Here is a 15,932-nt window from a genome sequence, read left to right as displayed (position 1 = left end):
CGGCGCGTTGCGCCGCCGGAACCGTCCACGAGGATCGAATCGACATGTCCCATCTCCATGCCCTGAAGCCGCTTCCGCTGGTGGCCGCCGTTGCCGCCGCCGTCTTCCTCGCCGGTTGCGGTGCGGTGAAACCCCGTCCGCTGACCCACGACGAGGTCGCCACGCGGGTGAAGAACGACCAGCAGGCGATGTACAAGGACCAGGAGCCGGTCAACGGCCCGATCACGCTGTCCGAGGCGATGGCGCGCGCGCTGAAGTACAACCTCGACTACCGCCTGAAGCTGATGGAGACCGCGCTGTCGCGTGGCCTGCTCGACGTGTCCGAGCTGGACATGCTGCCGAAGCTGATGACCGACGCCGGCTACCGCTGGCGCAGCAACGACTCGGGCGGCACCAGCATCGGCATCCAGGACCGCATCGTCAGCCTGCGTCCGTCCACCTCGGAAGAGCGCGTGCATTACCTCGCCGACGCCACGCTGTCCTGGGACGTGCTCGACTTTGGGCTGAGCTACTACCGCGCCAAGCAGCAGGCGGACGACGTGAACGTCACCGACGAACGTCGCCGCAAGGTATTGCAGAACATCGTGCAGGACGTGCGCGACGCCTACTGGCGTGCGCTCGGCGCGCAGCGCCTGCTGGGCGAGTCGCAGCAACTGGCCGAGGGTATCCAGGCGGCCCTGGAGAAGAGCCGCGAGGCCGAGCGGGCCGGCGTGCTGCCGCCGGTCGAAGGCCTCGAATACCAGCGTGCGCTGCTGGACGCGATGACCCTGGTCAACCAGAAGCGCCAGGAAATGGAATTCGCCCGTCGCGAACTCGCCGCGCTGATGAACCTGGCCCCGGGCACCAGGTTCGAACTGGCCGACGCCAGCGAGGCACCGCTCTCGCAGGTACCGGGCGATCTCGACCAGCTCGAACAGCTCGCGCTGGAACAGCGTCCCGAACTGCGTGAGGAAGACTACAAGACGCGCATCGACGCCATCGAGACGAAGAAGCAGATCGCGGCGCTATTCCCGAACCTGAACCTGTTCGGTGGCGTCGGCCACGATTCGAACAAGTACCTGTACAACGAAAGCTGGGCGCAGGGCGGCGTCAGCATGTCGATGAACCTGTTCCGCCTGGCTGGCATCCCGGCAATCCGTCGCACGAACGACGCGCGCATGAAGGTGGACGACGCCCGTCGCATGGCGCTCAGCATGGCCGTGCTGACCCAGGTTCGCGTTTCGGTCGAGCGCTACAAGCTCGCCGTATACGACCACCGCCTCGCCGAGGCAACGGCGCAGGTCGACCAGCGTCTCGCCAGCGTGGCCAAGGCCGGCTCGGGCAACCAGCTCACCAGCGAGCTTGAAACCCTGCGCACGCAGGCCCGTTCGATGGTCTCGCGCTTCCAGGAAGCGTCGTCGTATGCCGCCGCGCAGTCGGCCTATGGTCGCGTGCTCAACTCGGTCGGTATCGACCTCATGCCGGAGCAGGTCGCGGGCAGCGACGTCGCTACGCTGTCGAAGGCGATCCAGGACAGCCTCGTGGGCGGCGAGAAGCAGGTCTTCTCGCAGATCGCGGACGGCGTGCAGGTGGAGCGTCCGCTGCGCTTCAGCGTGAGCGGCCTGCCGGCGAAGGTGGAAGGCGACACCGTGCGCGGCGCGCTCGCCCACCTGATGACGGGCAACCACGTGACGCTGGGCGACGGTGCCGATGGCCTGTCCATGGCATTGCGTTTCAGCTCGGCAGCGGGCCGCACCTCCACGCGTGCGCAGTGGGACATGACGGTGCAGGACGCCGCCGGTAAGCCACTGCTCGAACGCAGCTACCTCAGCTTCGTGCCGAACGAAGTCACCACCCGGTCGGTCGCCGCGCTCGCGGAAGCCGCCGCGCTGTCGATCATGGCGGACATTCGTCGCCTGACCGCCGCCCCCGAAACGGCCGATACCGCCAAGCCATGAGCATCCGCATGATCCGTCTTAGCCTCGCGCTTGGCCTGCTGGCGACCGCGCTGCCCGCCGCGGCCGCCGATCCGGCGCCCGCGACTCAGGCTCCCGTACGCTTTCTCGTCGTGGCGAACCGCGAGAGCCCGCTCTCGGCCGTCGTTCCCGGGCGCATCGCACGCATCAACGTGCAGCTTGGCGATAGAGTCGCGGCGGGCAAGGTGCTCGCCTCGCTGGATTGCAGCGACCTGGAGGCACGTCGCGCCGCCGCCAATGCGGAGTACAACGCCGCCCAGTTGCGTTATGAGGCGAAGGCCAAGTTGCAGGGCCTGCAATCCGCCGCCGCGCTGGAAGTGGAACTGACCGCCGCCGATGTCGATCGCACGCGTAGCCAGGTGCGGATCTTCGACGCGCAGCTTGCGCAGTGCCGTTTCGTCGCACCGTTCGAAGGCCGCGTGGCTCGCGTGCACGTGAAGGAGGGACAGGGCGTCGCCGCGGGTGCGCCAGTGATCGATCTCGTGGGCGGCGGCGTGCCGAAGGCGCGCCTCAACGTACCGTCGAACTGGATCGGCTGGTTGAAGCCGGGAGCCCATCTGGACGCAATCGTGGACGAGACCGGCACCCGGTACACGCTGTCGGTTGCACGCATCAGCGGTCGTGTCGACGCCGTCAGCCAGACAGTGGAGATCGAGGCGGACTTCCAGGGCGACACCAGCCAGGTGCTGCCCGGCATGAGCGGCCGCGCCAGCGCGCCGAAGTCCCCCGGCCATGGCTGACGGCATGGACCCGCAGGCCGCCGTGCCGCCAACCGCCTCGCTGCGCTTCTATGCGGTCGCGGCAAAGGTGGAAGCGGCGACGCGTGCCGCCGAACTCGGCTTCACGATGTGCAACGACACGCGCACGCTCGTGGAGTACCGCCAGGCGGCGTTGCTGGAGCTATCGCCGGGACGTTCGCCGAAGCTGGTCGCGCACTCTGGCCTGGCGGAGAGCGATCCGAACACGCCGTATGCCCTCTGGCTGTCGGCCGTGGTGGCGCGCATCGCCAAGCGCTGCGAAAACCTGCCGGCCAACGCCCGCGTGCTGCCGCTGTCGCCGGGCATGCTCGACGAAGAACTGGCCGCCGGCTGGAACGAATGGCTGCCGCCTTTCGTCTGGGCGCTGCCGCTGACGTCGCCGGAAGGTGCCGTCAACGCCGTGCTGCTGCTGGCGAGGGAACAGCCCTGGCCGCAGACGCTAACGTCCGACAGCGCGGAGTACGCGTTGCTCCAGCTCGGCAGCCTCTACGGTTTTGCCTGGTGGTCGCTGGTGGCCAGGCCATCCGTCTGGCGTCGCGGATGGAAGGCGTTGATTAGCGGCAGGAAGCTGCGTTACGCGGGTGCGGCGATCCTGCTCGCGATGCTCTTGCCCGTACGCGAATACACGCTGGTGCCCGCCGAGGTGATCTCCACGCGCAGCCAGGTCATCGCCTCGCCGCGCGAAGGCGTGATCCATCGCATGGTGGTGCTGCCGAATACACCGGTGCATGCCGGCGACGTGCTCGCTGAGCTGGATGACACGATCCTGCGCAATCGCCTCGCGGTGGCCCAGGCGGAGCTCGCCACGGCATCGGTGGAGATGCACCAAGCCGCGCAGCAGGCCATCGAGACGCAGAACGCCAAGGCCGACCTCGGTCTCGCCGAGGGCAAGTGGCGCGAGCGCCAGGTGGACGTGGCGTCGTTGCAGCGCGAGGTGGACAAGCTCGCCATCCGTGCGCCCGCCGACGGCGTGTTCGTCTATTCGGACCCCGACGAATGGGCGGGGCATCCGGTGCAGACCGGCGAGCGCATCGGCCTGCTCGCCGACCCGCATGCGCTGGGCGTGCGCGCCTGGGCGCCGGTGGGCGAGGCGACCAACCTCGGTCAGGGCGCCGCGATGAAGGTCTTCCTTAAGGTCGCGCCGCTGAGTCCGTTCGATGCGCACCTGGACTATGCCGGCTACCAGCCGGTCGAGGCACCGAACGGCGTGGCCAGCTATCTGCTGCGCGGCACGGTCGACGGCGCACCGGCGGGGGCACGTATCGGCTTGCAGGGCACTGCGCGTGTTTCAGGTGACTGGAGCGTGCTCGGCTACCTGCTGCTGCGCCGCCCGCTGGCGACGCTTCGGACCTGGTGCGGCCTGTGAGCGGACCGGCGCTGGCGATGCCGGCGGCTCCGTGGCCGGCGTTGCGCGAGGAACTGGACGTACACGTCGCGGGACGCAACCGCGACGGCTCGCCCGCGTGGCATCTCGCCGATCCGGTGCGCAACCAGTTCTTCCGCATCGGCTGGCTGGAATTCGAGATGCTCCGCCGCTGGCACCTGGCCGACCCTGAGCGGATCGCCGACGCGGTGGCGGCGGAGACGACGCTGATGCCGCTGCCGGAGGATGTCACAGGCTTCGCCCGTTTCCTCCAGCAACAGCAGCTCACCCGCGATACGTCGCTGCGGCCGCCGACCTCGGTCCTGCACTGGTTGTTGCAGAACTACCTGTTCATCCGGATTCCGCTGATCCGGCCTGAGCGCCTGCTGCGCAAGGCTTTGCCGTTCGTCGCCCCGATGTTCGGCATGCGCTTCCTGCTCGCGACGCTGCTGGCCGCGGTGATCGGGATCATGTTCGCCGTGCGCCAATGGGATACGGTGCTGGCGAACCTGCATGGCGCCATGAGCTGGGATGGCGTTGTCGCCTTCGCGGGTGCGCTGGTGCTGTCCAAGTGCTGGCACGAATTGGGTCACGCCTTCGTGGCGACGCGCCACGGGGTGAGGGTGGGGCATATGGGCATCGCCTTACTGGTGATGTGGCCCATGGCCTATACCGACACCGGCGAGAGCTGGAAGCTGGAACGCTCGCGCCGCCGCCTCGCGATCGCCTCGGCCGGCGTGCTCGCCGAGCTGGTGCTCGCGGCATGGTGCACGTTGTTCTGGGCCTTCGCACCCGATGGCAACTTCCGCAACGCGCTGTTCTTCCTGGGCACGACCGCGTGGGTGCTGACCCTGCTGGTCAACGTCAGCCCCTTCATGCGCTTCGACGGGTATTTCATCCTCGCCGATGCCCTCGACTATCCCGGCTTGCACGAACGCGCCGGGCGCTGGGCGAAGCGCTGGATGCGGCGTTGCCTGCTGGGCCTGGAAGATCCCCGGCCCGATGCCGTCTCGCCGCGTTTCGCCGCGTTCCTCACGGTGTTCGCGTTCGCGACGTGGGTCTATCGCCTGAGCCTGTTCGTCGGCATCGCCGTGGTCGTGTACCACGCCTTCTTCAAGGCCCTGGGCCTGATCCTGTTCCTGGTGGAAATCGTGACCTTCGTGGTGAAGCCGATGCTCAATGAGACCAAGGTGTGGTGGGCACGCCGAGACGAGATTCGCTGGAAATCGGTGCGCCGACGGCTGATCGTGCCGGTCGCGCTGGCGGTGGTGTTGTTTGTCCCCTGGTCGTCGCGGATCACCGCCGATGGCGTGGTCGAGGCGGGCTATGTGCAGGCCGTGTACACGCCATACCCCGCGAAGCTCGATAGCGTGCATGTGGTCGAAGGCGAGCGTGTGCGTGCGGGCAAGGTGATGTTCGAGCTGTCCGCGCCGTCACCGCAGGACGACGGCGACAAGGCCAGCGCGTTGCGTGATGCCTACGAGTCGGCCGCGCGCGGCGCCGTGGCGCTGGATCGTGACGGCGTGGCGAAGCAGGTCGTCGCCGACCGTATGGTCCAGCGCTATGCGGCGCAGGGCGAGGCGAGCGCCGCCGAACTTGGGCGCCTGCAGTTGATCGCCAGCGAGGACGGCATCGTCCGCGATATCGACTCCACGCTAGCCAAGGGCGGCTGGGTGTCACCCGGCACGCGTATCGCGACCGTTGTGGGTGGCACACGTTGGCGCGCCGAGGTGCTGGTGTCCGAGGCGGATCGTTCTCGACTTGCCGATGGGGCCGAGGTCACCGTCTACCCTCAAGGTAGCCTGCATCCCTTGCGTGGCTATGTGTCGATGATGGACGGTGGCGCGGTAGAACGCCTGCCGAGTCTGGTGCTCGCGAAGAACCACGGCGGCCCCATCGCCCTCAATCCCACCAAGCCGGTGAAGGAGCTGCGTCCTGCCGGCGTGTGGTATCGCGTGCTGGTGGAGGGTGACGGCCTCGACGAACCCTTGCCGGCCGAGCGGGCCGCCAGCGTACGGATCGATGGCGAACGGCAGAGCCTGGCCCGGCGCTGGATCGACAGCGCGTTGCTGACGATCCTCCAGCAGACCGGGCTCGGCAAGGACGGCTGAGCGGCTACAGGTTCACCTGCAACTTCATCCAGGCCGTGCGCCCGGGTTCGTTGACCCGGACCGTGTTCACGTAGCCGACGAGACCGACCGTCGCCGCATTGACGTGCTCGGCGTAGGTCTTGTCGAGCAGGTTGTCGATACCTGCGCTGAGCGTCATCTGCTTTGACAGGCGGTAGCCGCCGTTGAGCGAGAACACGCCGAAGCCGCCGGTGGGTCCGAGGTCCTGTCCGACGATGTTGCCGTCGCCGATGGCGACCCGATGCTGGGCGGCGGCCACGCGCCATAGGCCGCCGACCGACCAGTCGCCGCTGTCGTACGTGAGTCCCAGGCGGGCTTCGAACGGTGGGATCTGCGGGAGGGGACGACCGTCGCTGCGGTTTTCACCCCAGGCGTAGGCGAGCGTGCCGTCGATCTTCCAGTGCGGTGTCAAGGCGTAGACGGCACCGGCTTCGCCACCGGCGATGCGCGCCTGGATATTGCTGGCCCGCCCGCTGTCCATCATGCCCTGGCCGTAGCGCAGCAGGATGAAGTCATCCACCACACCGGCATAGGCCGACACCCAGGCCTGGAGCCGATCGGCCCGGTACTGCGCGCCGACATCGAGCTGTGTCGTCCGCTCCGGCCGTGTGCGACTAAACGCATCGACGTTCTTCGCGGCATGCTGGCCGAACAGTTCCCAATAGTCCGGAAAGCGTTCCACATGGCCGATGCCGGCATAGAGCGTGGTGCTGCGAATATCGCGCTCATAGCGGATGAATCCGGCTTTCAGCCAGGACGCGCGGCTCTCGTCCACGGTGGCCGGTGCCGCCATCGCCATGCCCATGCCCGGCATGCCACCTTGCGGGGCGACGGCAAGATCGTAGCCACGTGCCTGCGCGCGATCGAAACGCAGGCCGGCGATCACACGCTCGCGTTCGGCGACGTGCCAGGTGGCTTCGCCGAAGGCGCCGACCGTGGACATGCGTGCGTCCCGCTCGCGAGGCAGCGAGCGGTAGTAGGGCATCATGTCGTTCGGCGGCCCGCCATTGCGCGCGGTATGCGTGTTTCGCGAGCCGTCGACGCCGGTCACCAGGGAGAAGGAGCCCGCCCAGTCGAAGGTGCCCACGACACGTCCACCGACCGTGCGACGCGCCACGTCGCTTGCCATGGCCATCGGCATCATCGACGCGGGATCGGGATGGCGCAGGGTGTAGTTGTCCATCACGTGGTCGGCGTAGTTCATGTACGCCTGTACTTCCAGCTTGGTGAAGTGTTCGCTCAGCCGTTGGCGGATAAATTTCAGGCCGGCGCTCTCGCGCAGGAACTGCGCACCGTCCATGCCACTGAACGCATAGGCGGCCTTGCCATCGCCGCGACCGACGACCAGTTCGAGCCGGGTATCGTCGTCGGGCGTCCAGCCGATGGTCGCGTCGGCGTTCCAGCGGTCGTAGTAGGAGTGCACGCGACGGCCGTCGCCGTCCTCGTAATCCTGCGAATGTGTGTGGTTGGCGCTGATGCCGAGGTAGCCGGTGGAGGTGCCCCCGCGCAGATCGATCGACTGGTCGTTGCGTCCCCACGATCCGCCGAGCAGGTTCCCGTCGAGCGACACGGTAGGCGTGGTGTAACGAGTGAACTCGCGCTCGAACAGCACCGTACCGGCCGAATTGCCCGGCCCGTAGATCACCGTCTGCGGCCCCTTGATCACGGTGACCTTGTCGAAGGTCTGTGGCGAGATGTACGAGGTGGGTGGGTCCATGCGCGAGGGGCAACCGCCGCCGATCTGGCCGCCGTCCACGAGGATGTTCAGGCGCGAACCGCTCATGCCGCGCAGGATCGGATCGCCGTTGGTGCCGCCCTTGCGGATCGTCGAGAAGCCGGGAATCGACTTCAGGAAATCGGCGCCATCGCTGGCCGGCACCGGTTGGCGAGGAGCTTTGGGATCGGTGACCACCGTAAGGGGGCTGGTCTGCATGGGAGCCGTCACGACGATCGGCGTCAGCGATTCAGTGGGGGGATCGTCGCTGGCCATGGCCGGCGAGGTGAACGCGATGGCGAGGCACAGGGGTGACAGTCGGAAACCGGCACGCGCAGGGGCGCGCACCGCGAAGAGGCGATGGGACATGGGATTCCTCACAGGCAGGCGGATAGGACACGCCGGGCGGCATGTCCGTGATGTTCAGCGCGTACCGGTGGGTGGCCCTCGGGGAGCGACATTGAGCAGCCAGGGCGTGAACAACCTTGGCGTGATGGGAAGCGGCAGCCGATCCGGCGGTAATCCGGCGGGGGCGCGCATGAGGATCGCGGGAAGACCCGGCAACACCGGATGATGCGCGAGGAACGAGCAGTAGCCGCAGGCATCGAGCAGCCCCGCATGCGCCTTGTCCGGATGATGGACGAGGCCGTCGTGGCCCTCGCACCAGGCGTCGATGGCAATGCCATCCAGGACGCTGGCTCGAAGCTCGGACACCAGCGGCGCGAACGACAGCAGGCCGACCGCCACGAAGGCCAGCCAGCCAAACCAGCGCCGCCATGTCCGTCCTGCTTTCACGTCCCTATACACCCTGCGATGCCACGTCTTGCATGATGCCAGCGCGCGGGCGCTCGTGCGGGGCGGCACATTGCCGCGCTCCCGTCAGGCGACGAGGCGGCGGGTGTCGCTTTCGGACGAGCGTACGGGGAGGTAGAGCATCGTCGGGGGGTGGTGCATCAGGAAGTTCTGGTGGGAGATGTTCCAGGCGTAGGCGCCGGCGAGCGGGAAGGCGAGGCAGTCGCCCACCGCGAGTGCCTGCACGGGCTGTTGCCGGGCCAGCACATCCTTCGGGGTGCATAGCTGGCCGACGAGGGTCACCGTTGCCTCGGTGATGTCCGGCGTCGCGTCACCGCGCAGCACCACGAAGGGATGGTCGTGGCCTTGGGCGGGTGGTGTGCGGAAATGATGCGTGCCACCGCGGGCCACGGCGAAGAGTTCGCCGTGGCTTCGCTTGATGTCGAGCACTTCCATCACATACCAGCCGCAGGCGACGCTCACGTAGCGGCCCGGTTCGAAACGCAGGCGCAGGGTTTCCTTGCGCTCGTCGAGCATCGTCCGCAGGCCGTCGCAGAACGTGGCCCAATCGAAGGAGCGCGACGGATCGGCGTAGTCCACGCCGAAGCCGCCGCCCGCGTTTACCGTCTGGACGGTGATGCCATAGATGTCTTGCCAGCGATGGACCGTATCCAGATACGCCTGCACGAGGCGCAACTGCACCGCCGCGTCACGCTGGTGGGACATGAGGTGGAAGTGGAAGCCTTCCAGCGACAGCCACGACGCATGATGCCGGACAATCGCCAACGCGGCGGCGAGATCGGATTCATCCATGCCGAACGGCGTGGGTTTGCCGCCCATCATCAGCCGCGTATCGCCGACGCCTTCGATGCCGATGTTCATGCGCAGGAAGATGGATGCCGGCCGTTTCGATGCCTCGGCGATCCGGGCTACGCGACGCAGTTCGCCGAGGCTTTCCACATGCAGCGTGCATCCGGGCTGGGCCAATGCGTCGAGGAGTTCGCTGTCGAGCTTGCCCGGGCCGCCGAACAAGAGCGGATATCCCGGCTGGCATTGGCGTAGCCAGCGCAATTCGCCGCCGGAGGCCGCCTCGAAACCGTCGACCCAAGGCGCAAGGGTACGCAGGATCGGCTCATCCGCGTTCGCCTTGGCGGCGTAGTAAAGCTCGCAGCCATCGGGCAGTCGTTCGCGCATCCAGCGCACATGGCTGGCGAGTGCATCGAGGTCGTATACGTAGGCACAGACGGGTTCGGCACCGGATGCGCGTAGTCCGGCGATCGCCTCGCGGACGCGTGGCAGCGATGCGTCCACGTTCATGCGGCCACCAGGGCGTGGGCGGTGGCCGTGATCGGGCTGGGCAGATAGGTGTAGTCCGAATCGCGATCGGCGCGCTTGAACAGGCGGGTGCGCAGGTTGTTCTTGCTGGGTAGCGCCTCGCCGTCGATCAGGCCTTGCAGCAGCGGCTGCCGACCATGGCGGGCCTGCCAGCGCTCGGCGATATGGGCGATGGATTGCCACATCCGTTGTTTCAGCGCTTCGTCGTCGCCGGACAGGTGGAAGATCGCTTCGGCGAGGTTGTTGACCAGCGCGCAGTAGGCGACGCGCTTCCAGCCGAGTTCGGCCGGATAGAGCACGGACGCGCGTGCCCGCGGCGTCAGCGTGTCGAGGCGGTCGTCCGACCACAGGTGTTCGACGAGCTTGGTGCCTTCCAGGTCGCGGATCCACACCTTGGCGGGCATGCCGCGGTCAAAACCGACGACGGTGTTCTGCAAGTGCGGTTCGAGGATCGCGCCATGCTGGAAGAACGCCAGCCAGTTGCCTTCCAGCAGGATCGACGCATAGGCCTCGAACCAGCACAGCGCCATATGATCGTACGGGCCGCCGAGACGTTCGACCATGCCCCGGCAGACGCTGCGGCCCTGGCGATCGGTGGTGAACAGCGCGCCTGCTACCTGCGGTTGATAGCGCTTGCGGTGCAGCGCCGAGAGGTTCTCGCGATAGAGCATGCCGAAGCCTTCCGTGAGGTCGCGCAGCTCGTCGGCGTCGTCGGAGAACGCGCTGAAGTCCAGCGTCGTCGCCGCAGGCTCCACCATCACATCGAAGCCCGGGACATGGCGGCCGATGTCCTGCCATGCGGGCGCCAGGAGGGCGGTGAGCGCGACCGCGCTTTCCAACTCGTACCAGGCGTTCTTGCGCACGCAGTTGGTCAGGCGCACGTGGATCGACAGCTTGAGGAAGTAGTCGAGGTCCGGGTGGTACATTGTGCGGACGGACGATGTGGGATAAAGCTCGCGTCCGCGAGGCCCCAGGGGTTCGATCCAGCCTTGCGCCACGGCGGCGCGCATGGCCGGATGCGCGAGCAGGCGCGGTGCTTCCCAGGGGTGGCAGGGATACAGGTCCGGTGCGCCGCCGGCGGCTTCCAACGTGTCGCGTACATCGCGGCCCTGCTGGCGGAACAGGCGCGGGTCGATGCGGAACCAGTACAGCGGCACGCTGGCGCGGACTTCCGGCGACGCGTCCAGGACGGTGGCCACAGGCAGGCCTTCGCGACTCTTCGGCGTGGGATGCAGGGCGTGTCCCCAGAGCATGCCTTGCTCGGCGTCCAGCAGTGCGTCGTCGGAGAGCGGCGCATCCAGCGAACGGCTGAGGATCTCGCGGGCGATCTCCACGCTGTTCATGGTCTGCGCGAACAGCTCCGCGTTGAAGCCGCATTCGGGGGCGAGGCGTTCCAGCAGGAAGTGCACGGTCATCGCGGCGTCGGCGCAACGCCAGGGTTCGCCCGGCGATTTCAGGTACGGAGCCGAGGCGTAGTCGCAGCGCCCGAGGCGGCTGCCGCGCGAGATGCGGACACAGAGCGCGTGACCACCATCGGTGAAGCCGATGCGCAGCAGGCGTCCTTCGCCATGCAGCAGTCCGGAGGGCGCGTCCTGACCGCGATAATCCAGGTTCGCGAGACCGCGCGGCAGGGCGAACTCACGGAGGTAGCAGTTGAGCCAGCAGGCTATCGCCTGCGATTCGGCCTGGGCCTGGTGCCACTGTTCACGTATCGCTTGCGGGGACATGGAGCTGCCTCTTCTGGGGACGGAAGACGAAGGCGGCGACCGCCACGGCGACAAGGCCGGCGATCGAAGCCGCGAGGAAGGGAGCGGCGAGGCTGATGCGGGAGACCAGCGCGCCGGCGGCGACACCGCCCACCGCACCGGCCCATTTGCCACAGGCGTCGAACAGGCCGAAGACATGGCCCGCACGACCACCGCCCGCCCGCGCGCCCAGCGCACGGTTCAGGCCGCCGATGGCCAGCAGCATCCCGGCGCCGTAAAGGCATCGCGCGGGGACGAGCCAGAAAGGTGTCGTCAGCGACGCCTGTGCGACACAGGCCAGCGAGAACAGCGCCAAGCCGAGCAGCAGCGGACGCTCGGGTGCCGCCGCACTGCCTCGCCACCACGGCAGGGCGACGAGGTAGACCAGGTGCGGCAGGCTGTAAAGCAGGCCCGCGGCGCTGTCGTGCGCCACGCCCAGGTGTTCCGTGTACGGCACGAAGTACGGGAAGGTGACAACCATGGCGAAGCAGAACAGAAACTGCACGCCGAGCAGTCCACGCCAATCGCGCCATGCGCTAGGAATGGCCGTCGGCGTCGCTTTCGTGGGCGCATCGCCGTGCACGTCGTCCTTGGGCAGGCAGAGCGTCACCGCGAAGGCGACGAGCGGCATGAGCGCAAGGTAGCGATACAACTCCTGCGCACCACCCCAGGCCATCGCTACGCCGAGCAGGGCGGGTGCCGTGACCATTGCCAGCCGCGCCGAAAACTGGGTCCAGTCCAGCGCACGGGCAAGCGACCCCCGACCGGGTTCCTTGCTGAACTGCGTCGAGAGGTAGGCGTTGGCGGCGGCCAGCGAGCCGCCGCAACTGCCCTGGATCACCAAGGCGACCACGAACCATCCGATGTTCGGCGCGAACCCGGCCAGGGCGAAGCCCAACGCGAGCCCGGCCTGCGCGCGCAACAGCGAGAGACGGCGGCCGTAGCGATCGGCGAGTCGTCCCCAGGTCGTGGCGGTCAGCGCGGTACACAGCGTAGGTAGCACATAGAGGGCACCGGCCAGCCATGTCGGCGCGCCCGGTGCCAGTTCCGCCAGCACGCGCGGCATGAACACCGGCATGCCCAATGCGGTGAACGCCGCGAGGTAGTGGGCCGTCAGGACGGGACCGATGACACGCATCAGTCCCGACCTCGCAGGGCGGTATCGTGCATGAAGTTCGGGCCGCTCTGGCCGTAGAACTTGTTGATGTCGGCGGCGCCGGTGGCCTGCTTGCTCAGCAGGCTTCCCGCGCTGAGCAGGTATTTCACCGGCAGCGCGTCGGCATCGAGCAAGGCACGCGCGGGAGCGATGTCTATGCCTTCGCCGGCCAACGTCGTGAGCGTCGATTCCAGCGTATCGACCAGCGTGGCGTAGAACGGGCGCCGGAGGTCCGGCCGATCGTCGGCGACACCTTCGAGAACGGCGAGCAGGCAGAGTTGCAGCGTGATCGTGCAGAACATCCGTCCCAACGCCGCGTCCTCGTCCACCACGATACGCGCGTCGCGTGGCTCGCCCAGGGCGCGAAGCGCGGGCAGGCGAGCAAAGAGTCGCCCGGGCAGTACGCGCGCGGCGTCGTTGTCCTTCATCACCAGCGACGGCGCGACACCGGGGCGATAGGAGAGCACGGCGTTCTGTTGGTTGGACTCCAGCGCGATGCCGTAGCCAAGCCACAGGCGCAAATGCACGTCGCACAGCAGCGAGACGTAGGCTTGCCACCAGGCCAGCGCGTCGCCGTGATGGAAGCGGTCGGCGACATGCAGCGCGAGCGGTCGCCCGTCCGGCATGGGCGCGCAGAGCGCCGCCACCGGCAGGATCGTTTCGTCGTTCGGCGCCGGATAGGTGCGGACGATATAGGCCAGGTGCCGGGCATCCTCCACGTGTGCGCCATGCGACTCGTCCACATGGGCGTAGCGTCCGTCGAGCGCGGCGTCATGCGATCCGATGGCGCGGAGCACGCGTTCGAACCAGTGGCCGTCGTAGATGGTGGACGGCTTGATGAGGCGTAGGTTGAGCGCGCCCAGGGTGCGCATCAGCAGCGGCAGCTTCACGTGGTGGCGAGGATGGTCCAGTGGCACCACGGTGCGCACGGACAGCGTTGGCCGCACCGCCATGAACGCGCGCGGGGCGCGCACGACGCCAGCAGGAAGACCATAGTCGTCGAGCTGCCGCCAGGTCAGCGGATGGACGGGAATGGCGGCATGCGTGTCGCGCATCGACGCATCGAGCCCGATGTCCTCCATCGTTGGCCAGAACGCGGGCTGCTGTGTGGTCAGGGTCAGCGCGTCGTTCGGTACTGCGAGCCAGCGCAGGTCGAACGTAGGGGCGAACTCGGGTGCGTAATCGCGAAGGTCAGCTTCCGAGAAACCCGATTTGGCACGTGCCGTCGGATAGTACGGATGATCGCGATGGCTCGCGACCTGGTCGCAGAGCAGGGCGCGCTCGATGGCATCGTCATGGCTCAACGCCTGGGCGAGGCGGTCGGCACCCGCGGTGTAGCCTTCGCGAGCCAAGGTACGGTGCTCCGTCGCGCAGGCCGCTTCCTCCGCGTAGGCGCGATGCAACGCGAACGTTTCGTGATCCAGCCCTTCACCGAGCAGCGAGAGCCAACGCTCGGCAGTGTCTTCGTAGTGGACATCGCCGTTCGTCTCGCGCACCCAGCCATTGTGTGAGACCCCCAGCGCCTGCATGTAGTCGCGTCGCTCCACGGGTAACCAGACGCGACCACCGGGTAGGTGGTCGACCACCCACCATGTGCCGGGTGCGGCATGCGGCCAGGCGCGCAGCACGACGGCATCGGGTACCGCCATGCATCCCTGGCTGATCAGTCCGCGCAGGTTCTCGCGCAGGCAGCAATCCACGATGCGGCGCACGATGTAGGCTGCGTCGCCCGCTTCCACGGGAGGGCGCGCGGTCATGCGGCCACTCCCGGCGCGTGATCGACGATGTCCCAGCGTAAGGGCTCCTGGACGGTGGCCAGTGCGCAGCGCAGCGCGGCGTCGTCATCGGCCACCACGTTGAGGATGCCGAGGTAATCCTTGTTGGAATGCGACAACCGTATCTCGTCGCCTTCGCGACGCAGCGCCCGATAATCCGCATGCCAGCGTTCATTCGTCGCACTGCCATCGCGGCCGGCCTTCGCCAGCCAGCCCTCGCGCGTGGCGACGACGTAGCGGACCAGGGCGTGGTGGCGTCGCCGTTCGGGCAAGGCCAGCGATTCACCCAGGTGCGGACGGAGCAAGGTCTCGAACCAGTGGCCGCCATGCATGCGGTCGAGCATGAACTCGCGTCCGTCGCCGATGCTGCGGTAGTTGATCTCCACCAGCACGGGGCCCTGCGCAGTGAGGATGAACTCGCTATGGCAGATGCCGAAGGTCGCGCCAAAAGCCTTCACCTGCGCGAACGCCTCGTCGCGTCCCTGCGTCACGGCAGGACCGTTCCAGCGCGCCTCCAGCTCGATGAAGTGCGGCGGCTCGGACAGGGTCACGTCGAAACCGCCGATCACCTCGACATGCTCGCCATCGCCGAGGGTTTCCAGCGTGAAGAGCGGACCATCGAGGAAGGCCTCCAACAGCACGCTGCGCCCCGGATGGCGTTGCCAGAATGCCTTGAGGTAGCGTTCCAGCGCAGATGCGTCGGCGCATAGCGCGACATCCATGCTTGCGACGCCCTCGCGCGGCTTGGCGACCACCGGCCAGGGTGTGTCCAGCGGCACGCCGGCGCCTGGCGACAGGCTGTGGAACCACGGCGTGGGAAGGCCTAGTTCGAACAGGCGCTCGCGCGTGGCCGCTTTGTTCTTGGCGGCGTAGCACACGCGCCAGTCCTTTCCGGGCAGGCCGAAGCCTTCCGCGACCAGTGCGGCGGATGATTGCAGGTGATCGCTGTTGGTGAACACCGCACGAGGGCGGATGCCCGCGCTGCGCAGCGCATCGATGGCCGCCAGTGGGTTGAAGACATCGCACTCCACGATACGCGCGGGCATATGGTCGGGATGTTCGTCGAACCAGCGCAGATGATCGTGGCGATGATCCGTGAGGATCACCACGGGCAGGCCCATGCGTCGGGCGGCGGGAAGAAAACCGTCGGTGACGGCAGGGTGGCGCACATGGGCAAGAATGACGAGCGGATGCAGATCCATGACCACTT

Annotated in this window: 11 protein-coding genes; 4 read left to right on the top strand and 7 right to left on the bottom strand. The window is 67.5% G+C overall.

Features of this window, described 5'->3' with window-relative positions; translation table 11 throughout:
* Nucleotides 1-44 precede the first annotated feature (44 nt).
* From GAK28_RS19955 to GAK28_RS19940, 4 genes are read left to right on the top strand one after another with little or no spacing between them, the layout of a single operon-like run.
* Complete coding sequence (locus GAK28_RS19955; RefSeq protein WP_291783552.1) at nucleotides 45-1,937, top strand: TolC family protein; 1,893 nt, start codon at nucleotides 45-47, stop codon at nucleotides 1,935-1,937.
* A gap of 8 nt (nucleotides 1,938-1,945) precedes the next feature.
* Nucleotides 1,946-2,695, top strand: coding sequence for an efflux RND transporter periplasmic adaptor subunit (locus GAK28_RS19950; RefSeq protein WP_291783550.1), 750 nt, complete (start codon nucleotides 1,946-1,948; stop codon nucleotides 2,693-2,695).
* Nucleotides 2,688-4,079: an HlyD family efflux transporter periplasmic adaptor subunit gene (locus GAK28_RS19945; RefSeq protein WP_291783548.1), complete on the top strand. Its 1,392-nt coding sequence runs from the start codon at nucleotides 2,688-2,690 to the stop codon at nucleotides 4,077-4,079. The genes GAK28_RS19950 and GAK28_RS19945 overlap by 8 nt, the downstream gene beginning before the upstream one ends.
* Nucleotides 4,076-6,187, top strand: coding sequence for an HlyD family efflux transporter periplasmic adaptor subunit (locus tag GAK28_RS19940; protein ID WP_291783546.1), 2,112 nt, complete (start codon nucleotides 4,076-4,078; stop codon nucleotides 6,185-6,187). The genes GAK28_RS19945 and GAK28_RS19940 overlap by 4 nt, the downstream gene beginning before the upstream one ends.
* Before the next feature lie 4 nt (nucleotides 6,188-6,191).
* Here the strand turns inward: GAK28_RS19940 and GAK28_RS19935 are convergent, their stop codons facing one another.
* The 7 genes from GAK28_RS19935 to GAK28_RS19905 form a co-directional block, all read right to left on the bottom strand.
* Nucleotides 6,192-8,288, bottom strand: coding sequence for a TonB-dependent copper receptor (locus GAK28_RS19935; protein WP_291783543.1), 2,097 nt, complete (start codon nucleotides 8,286-8,288; stop codon nucleotides 6,192-6,194).
* A gap of 54 nt (nucleotides 8,289-8,342) precedes the next feature.
* Complete coding sequence (locus tag GAK28_RS19930; protein ID WP_291783541.1) at nucleotides 8,343-8,714, bottom strand: DUF2946 domain-containing protein; 372 nt, start codon at nucleotides 8,712-8,714, stop codon at nucleotides 8,343-8,345.
* An 84-nt stretch (nucleotides 8,715-8,798) separates the two neighbouring features.
* A complete protein-coding gene (locus tag GAK28_RS19925; protein ID WP_291783538.1) occupies nucleotides 8,799-10,028 on the bottom strand; it encodes a type III PLP-dependent enzyme in 1,230 nt (409 codons plus the stop codon).
* On the bottom strand, nucleotides 10,025-11,773 hold the full coding sequence (locus GAK28_RS19920; RefSeq protein ID WP_291783534.1) for an IucA/IucC family protein: 1,749 nt from the start codon (nucleotides 11,771-11,773) through the stop codon (nucleotides 10,025-10,027). Before GAK28_RS19920 ends, GAK28_RS19925 begins: the two co-directional genes overlap by 4 nt.
* Entirely contained in the window at nucleotides 11,751-12,932 is a 1,182-nt protein-coding gene (locus GAK28_RS19915) for an MFS transporter (RefSeq protein WP_291783622.1), read from the bottom strand. Before GAK28_RS19915 ends, GAK28_RS19920 begins: the two co-directional genes overlap by 23 nt.
* Nucleotides 12,929-14,704 (bottom strand): IucA/IucC family protein, encoded by a 1,776-nt coding sequence (locus tag GAK28_RS19910; protein WP_291783531.1) that lies wholly within the window; start codon nucleotides 14,702-14,704, stop codon nucleotides 12,929-12,931. Before GAK28_RS19910 ends, GAK28_RS19915 begins: the two co-directional genes overlap by 4 nt.
* Nucleotides 14,701-15,924, bottom strand: coding sequence for an ATP-grasp domain-containing protein (locus GAK28_RS19905; RefSeq protein WP_291783528.1), 1,224 nt, complete (start codon nucleotides 15,922-15,924; stop codon nucleotides 14,701-14,703). The genes GAK28_RS19910 and GAK28_RS19905 overlap by 4 nt, the downstream gene beginning before the upstream one ends.
* Nucleotides 15,925-15,932 lie beyond the last annotated feature (8 nt).

The sequence above is a fragment of the Luteibacter sp. genome (genome assembly GCF_009912395.1).
Classification (GTDB): Bacteria; Pseudomonadota; Gammaproteobacteria; order Xanthomonadales; family Rhodanobacteraceae; genus Luteibacter.
This window is presented reverse-complemented; position numbering and strand designations above follow the sequence as displayed.

Coding starts and splice junctions, on each gene's coding strand:
- GAK28_RS19955 (WP_291783552.1), top strand. CDS start 45: ATGTCCCATCTCCATGCCCTGAAGCCGCTTCCGCTGGTGGCCGCCGTT.
- GAK28_RS19950 (WP_291783550.1), top strand. CDS start 1,946: ATGATCCGTCTTAGCCTCGCGCTTGGCCTGCTGGCGACCGCGCTGCCC.
- GAK28_RS19945 (WP_291783548.1), top strand. CDS start 2,688: ATGGCTGACGGCATGGACCCGCAGGCCGCCGTGCCGCCAACCGCCTCG.
- GAK28_RS19935 (WP_291783543.1), bottom strand. CDS start 8,288: ATGTCCCATCGCCTCTTCGCGGTGCGCGCCCCTGCGCGTGCCGGTTTC.
- GAK28_RS19925 (WP_291783538.1), bottom strand. CDS start 10,028: ATGAACGTGGACGCATCGCTGCCACGCGTCCGCGAGGCGATCGCCGGA.
- GAK28_RS19920 (WP_291783534.1), bottom strand. CDS start 11,773: ATGTCCCCGCAAGCGATACGTGAACAGTGGCACCAGGCCCAGGCCGAA.
- GAK28_RS19910 (WP_291783531.1), bottom strand. CDS start 14,704: ATGACCGCGCGCCCTCCCGTGGAAGCGGGCGACGCAGCCTACATCGTG.
- GAK28_RS19905 (WP_291783528.1), bottom strand. CDS start 15,924: ATGGATCTGCATCCGCTCGTCATTCTTGCCCATGTGCGCCACCCTGCC.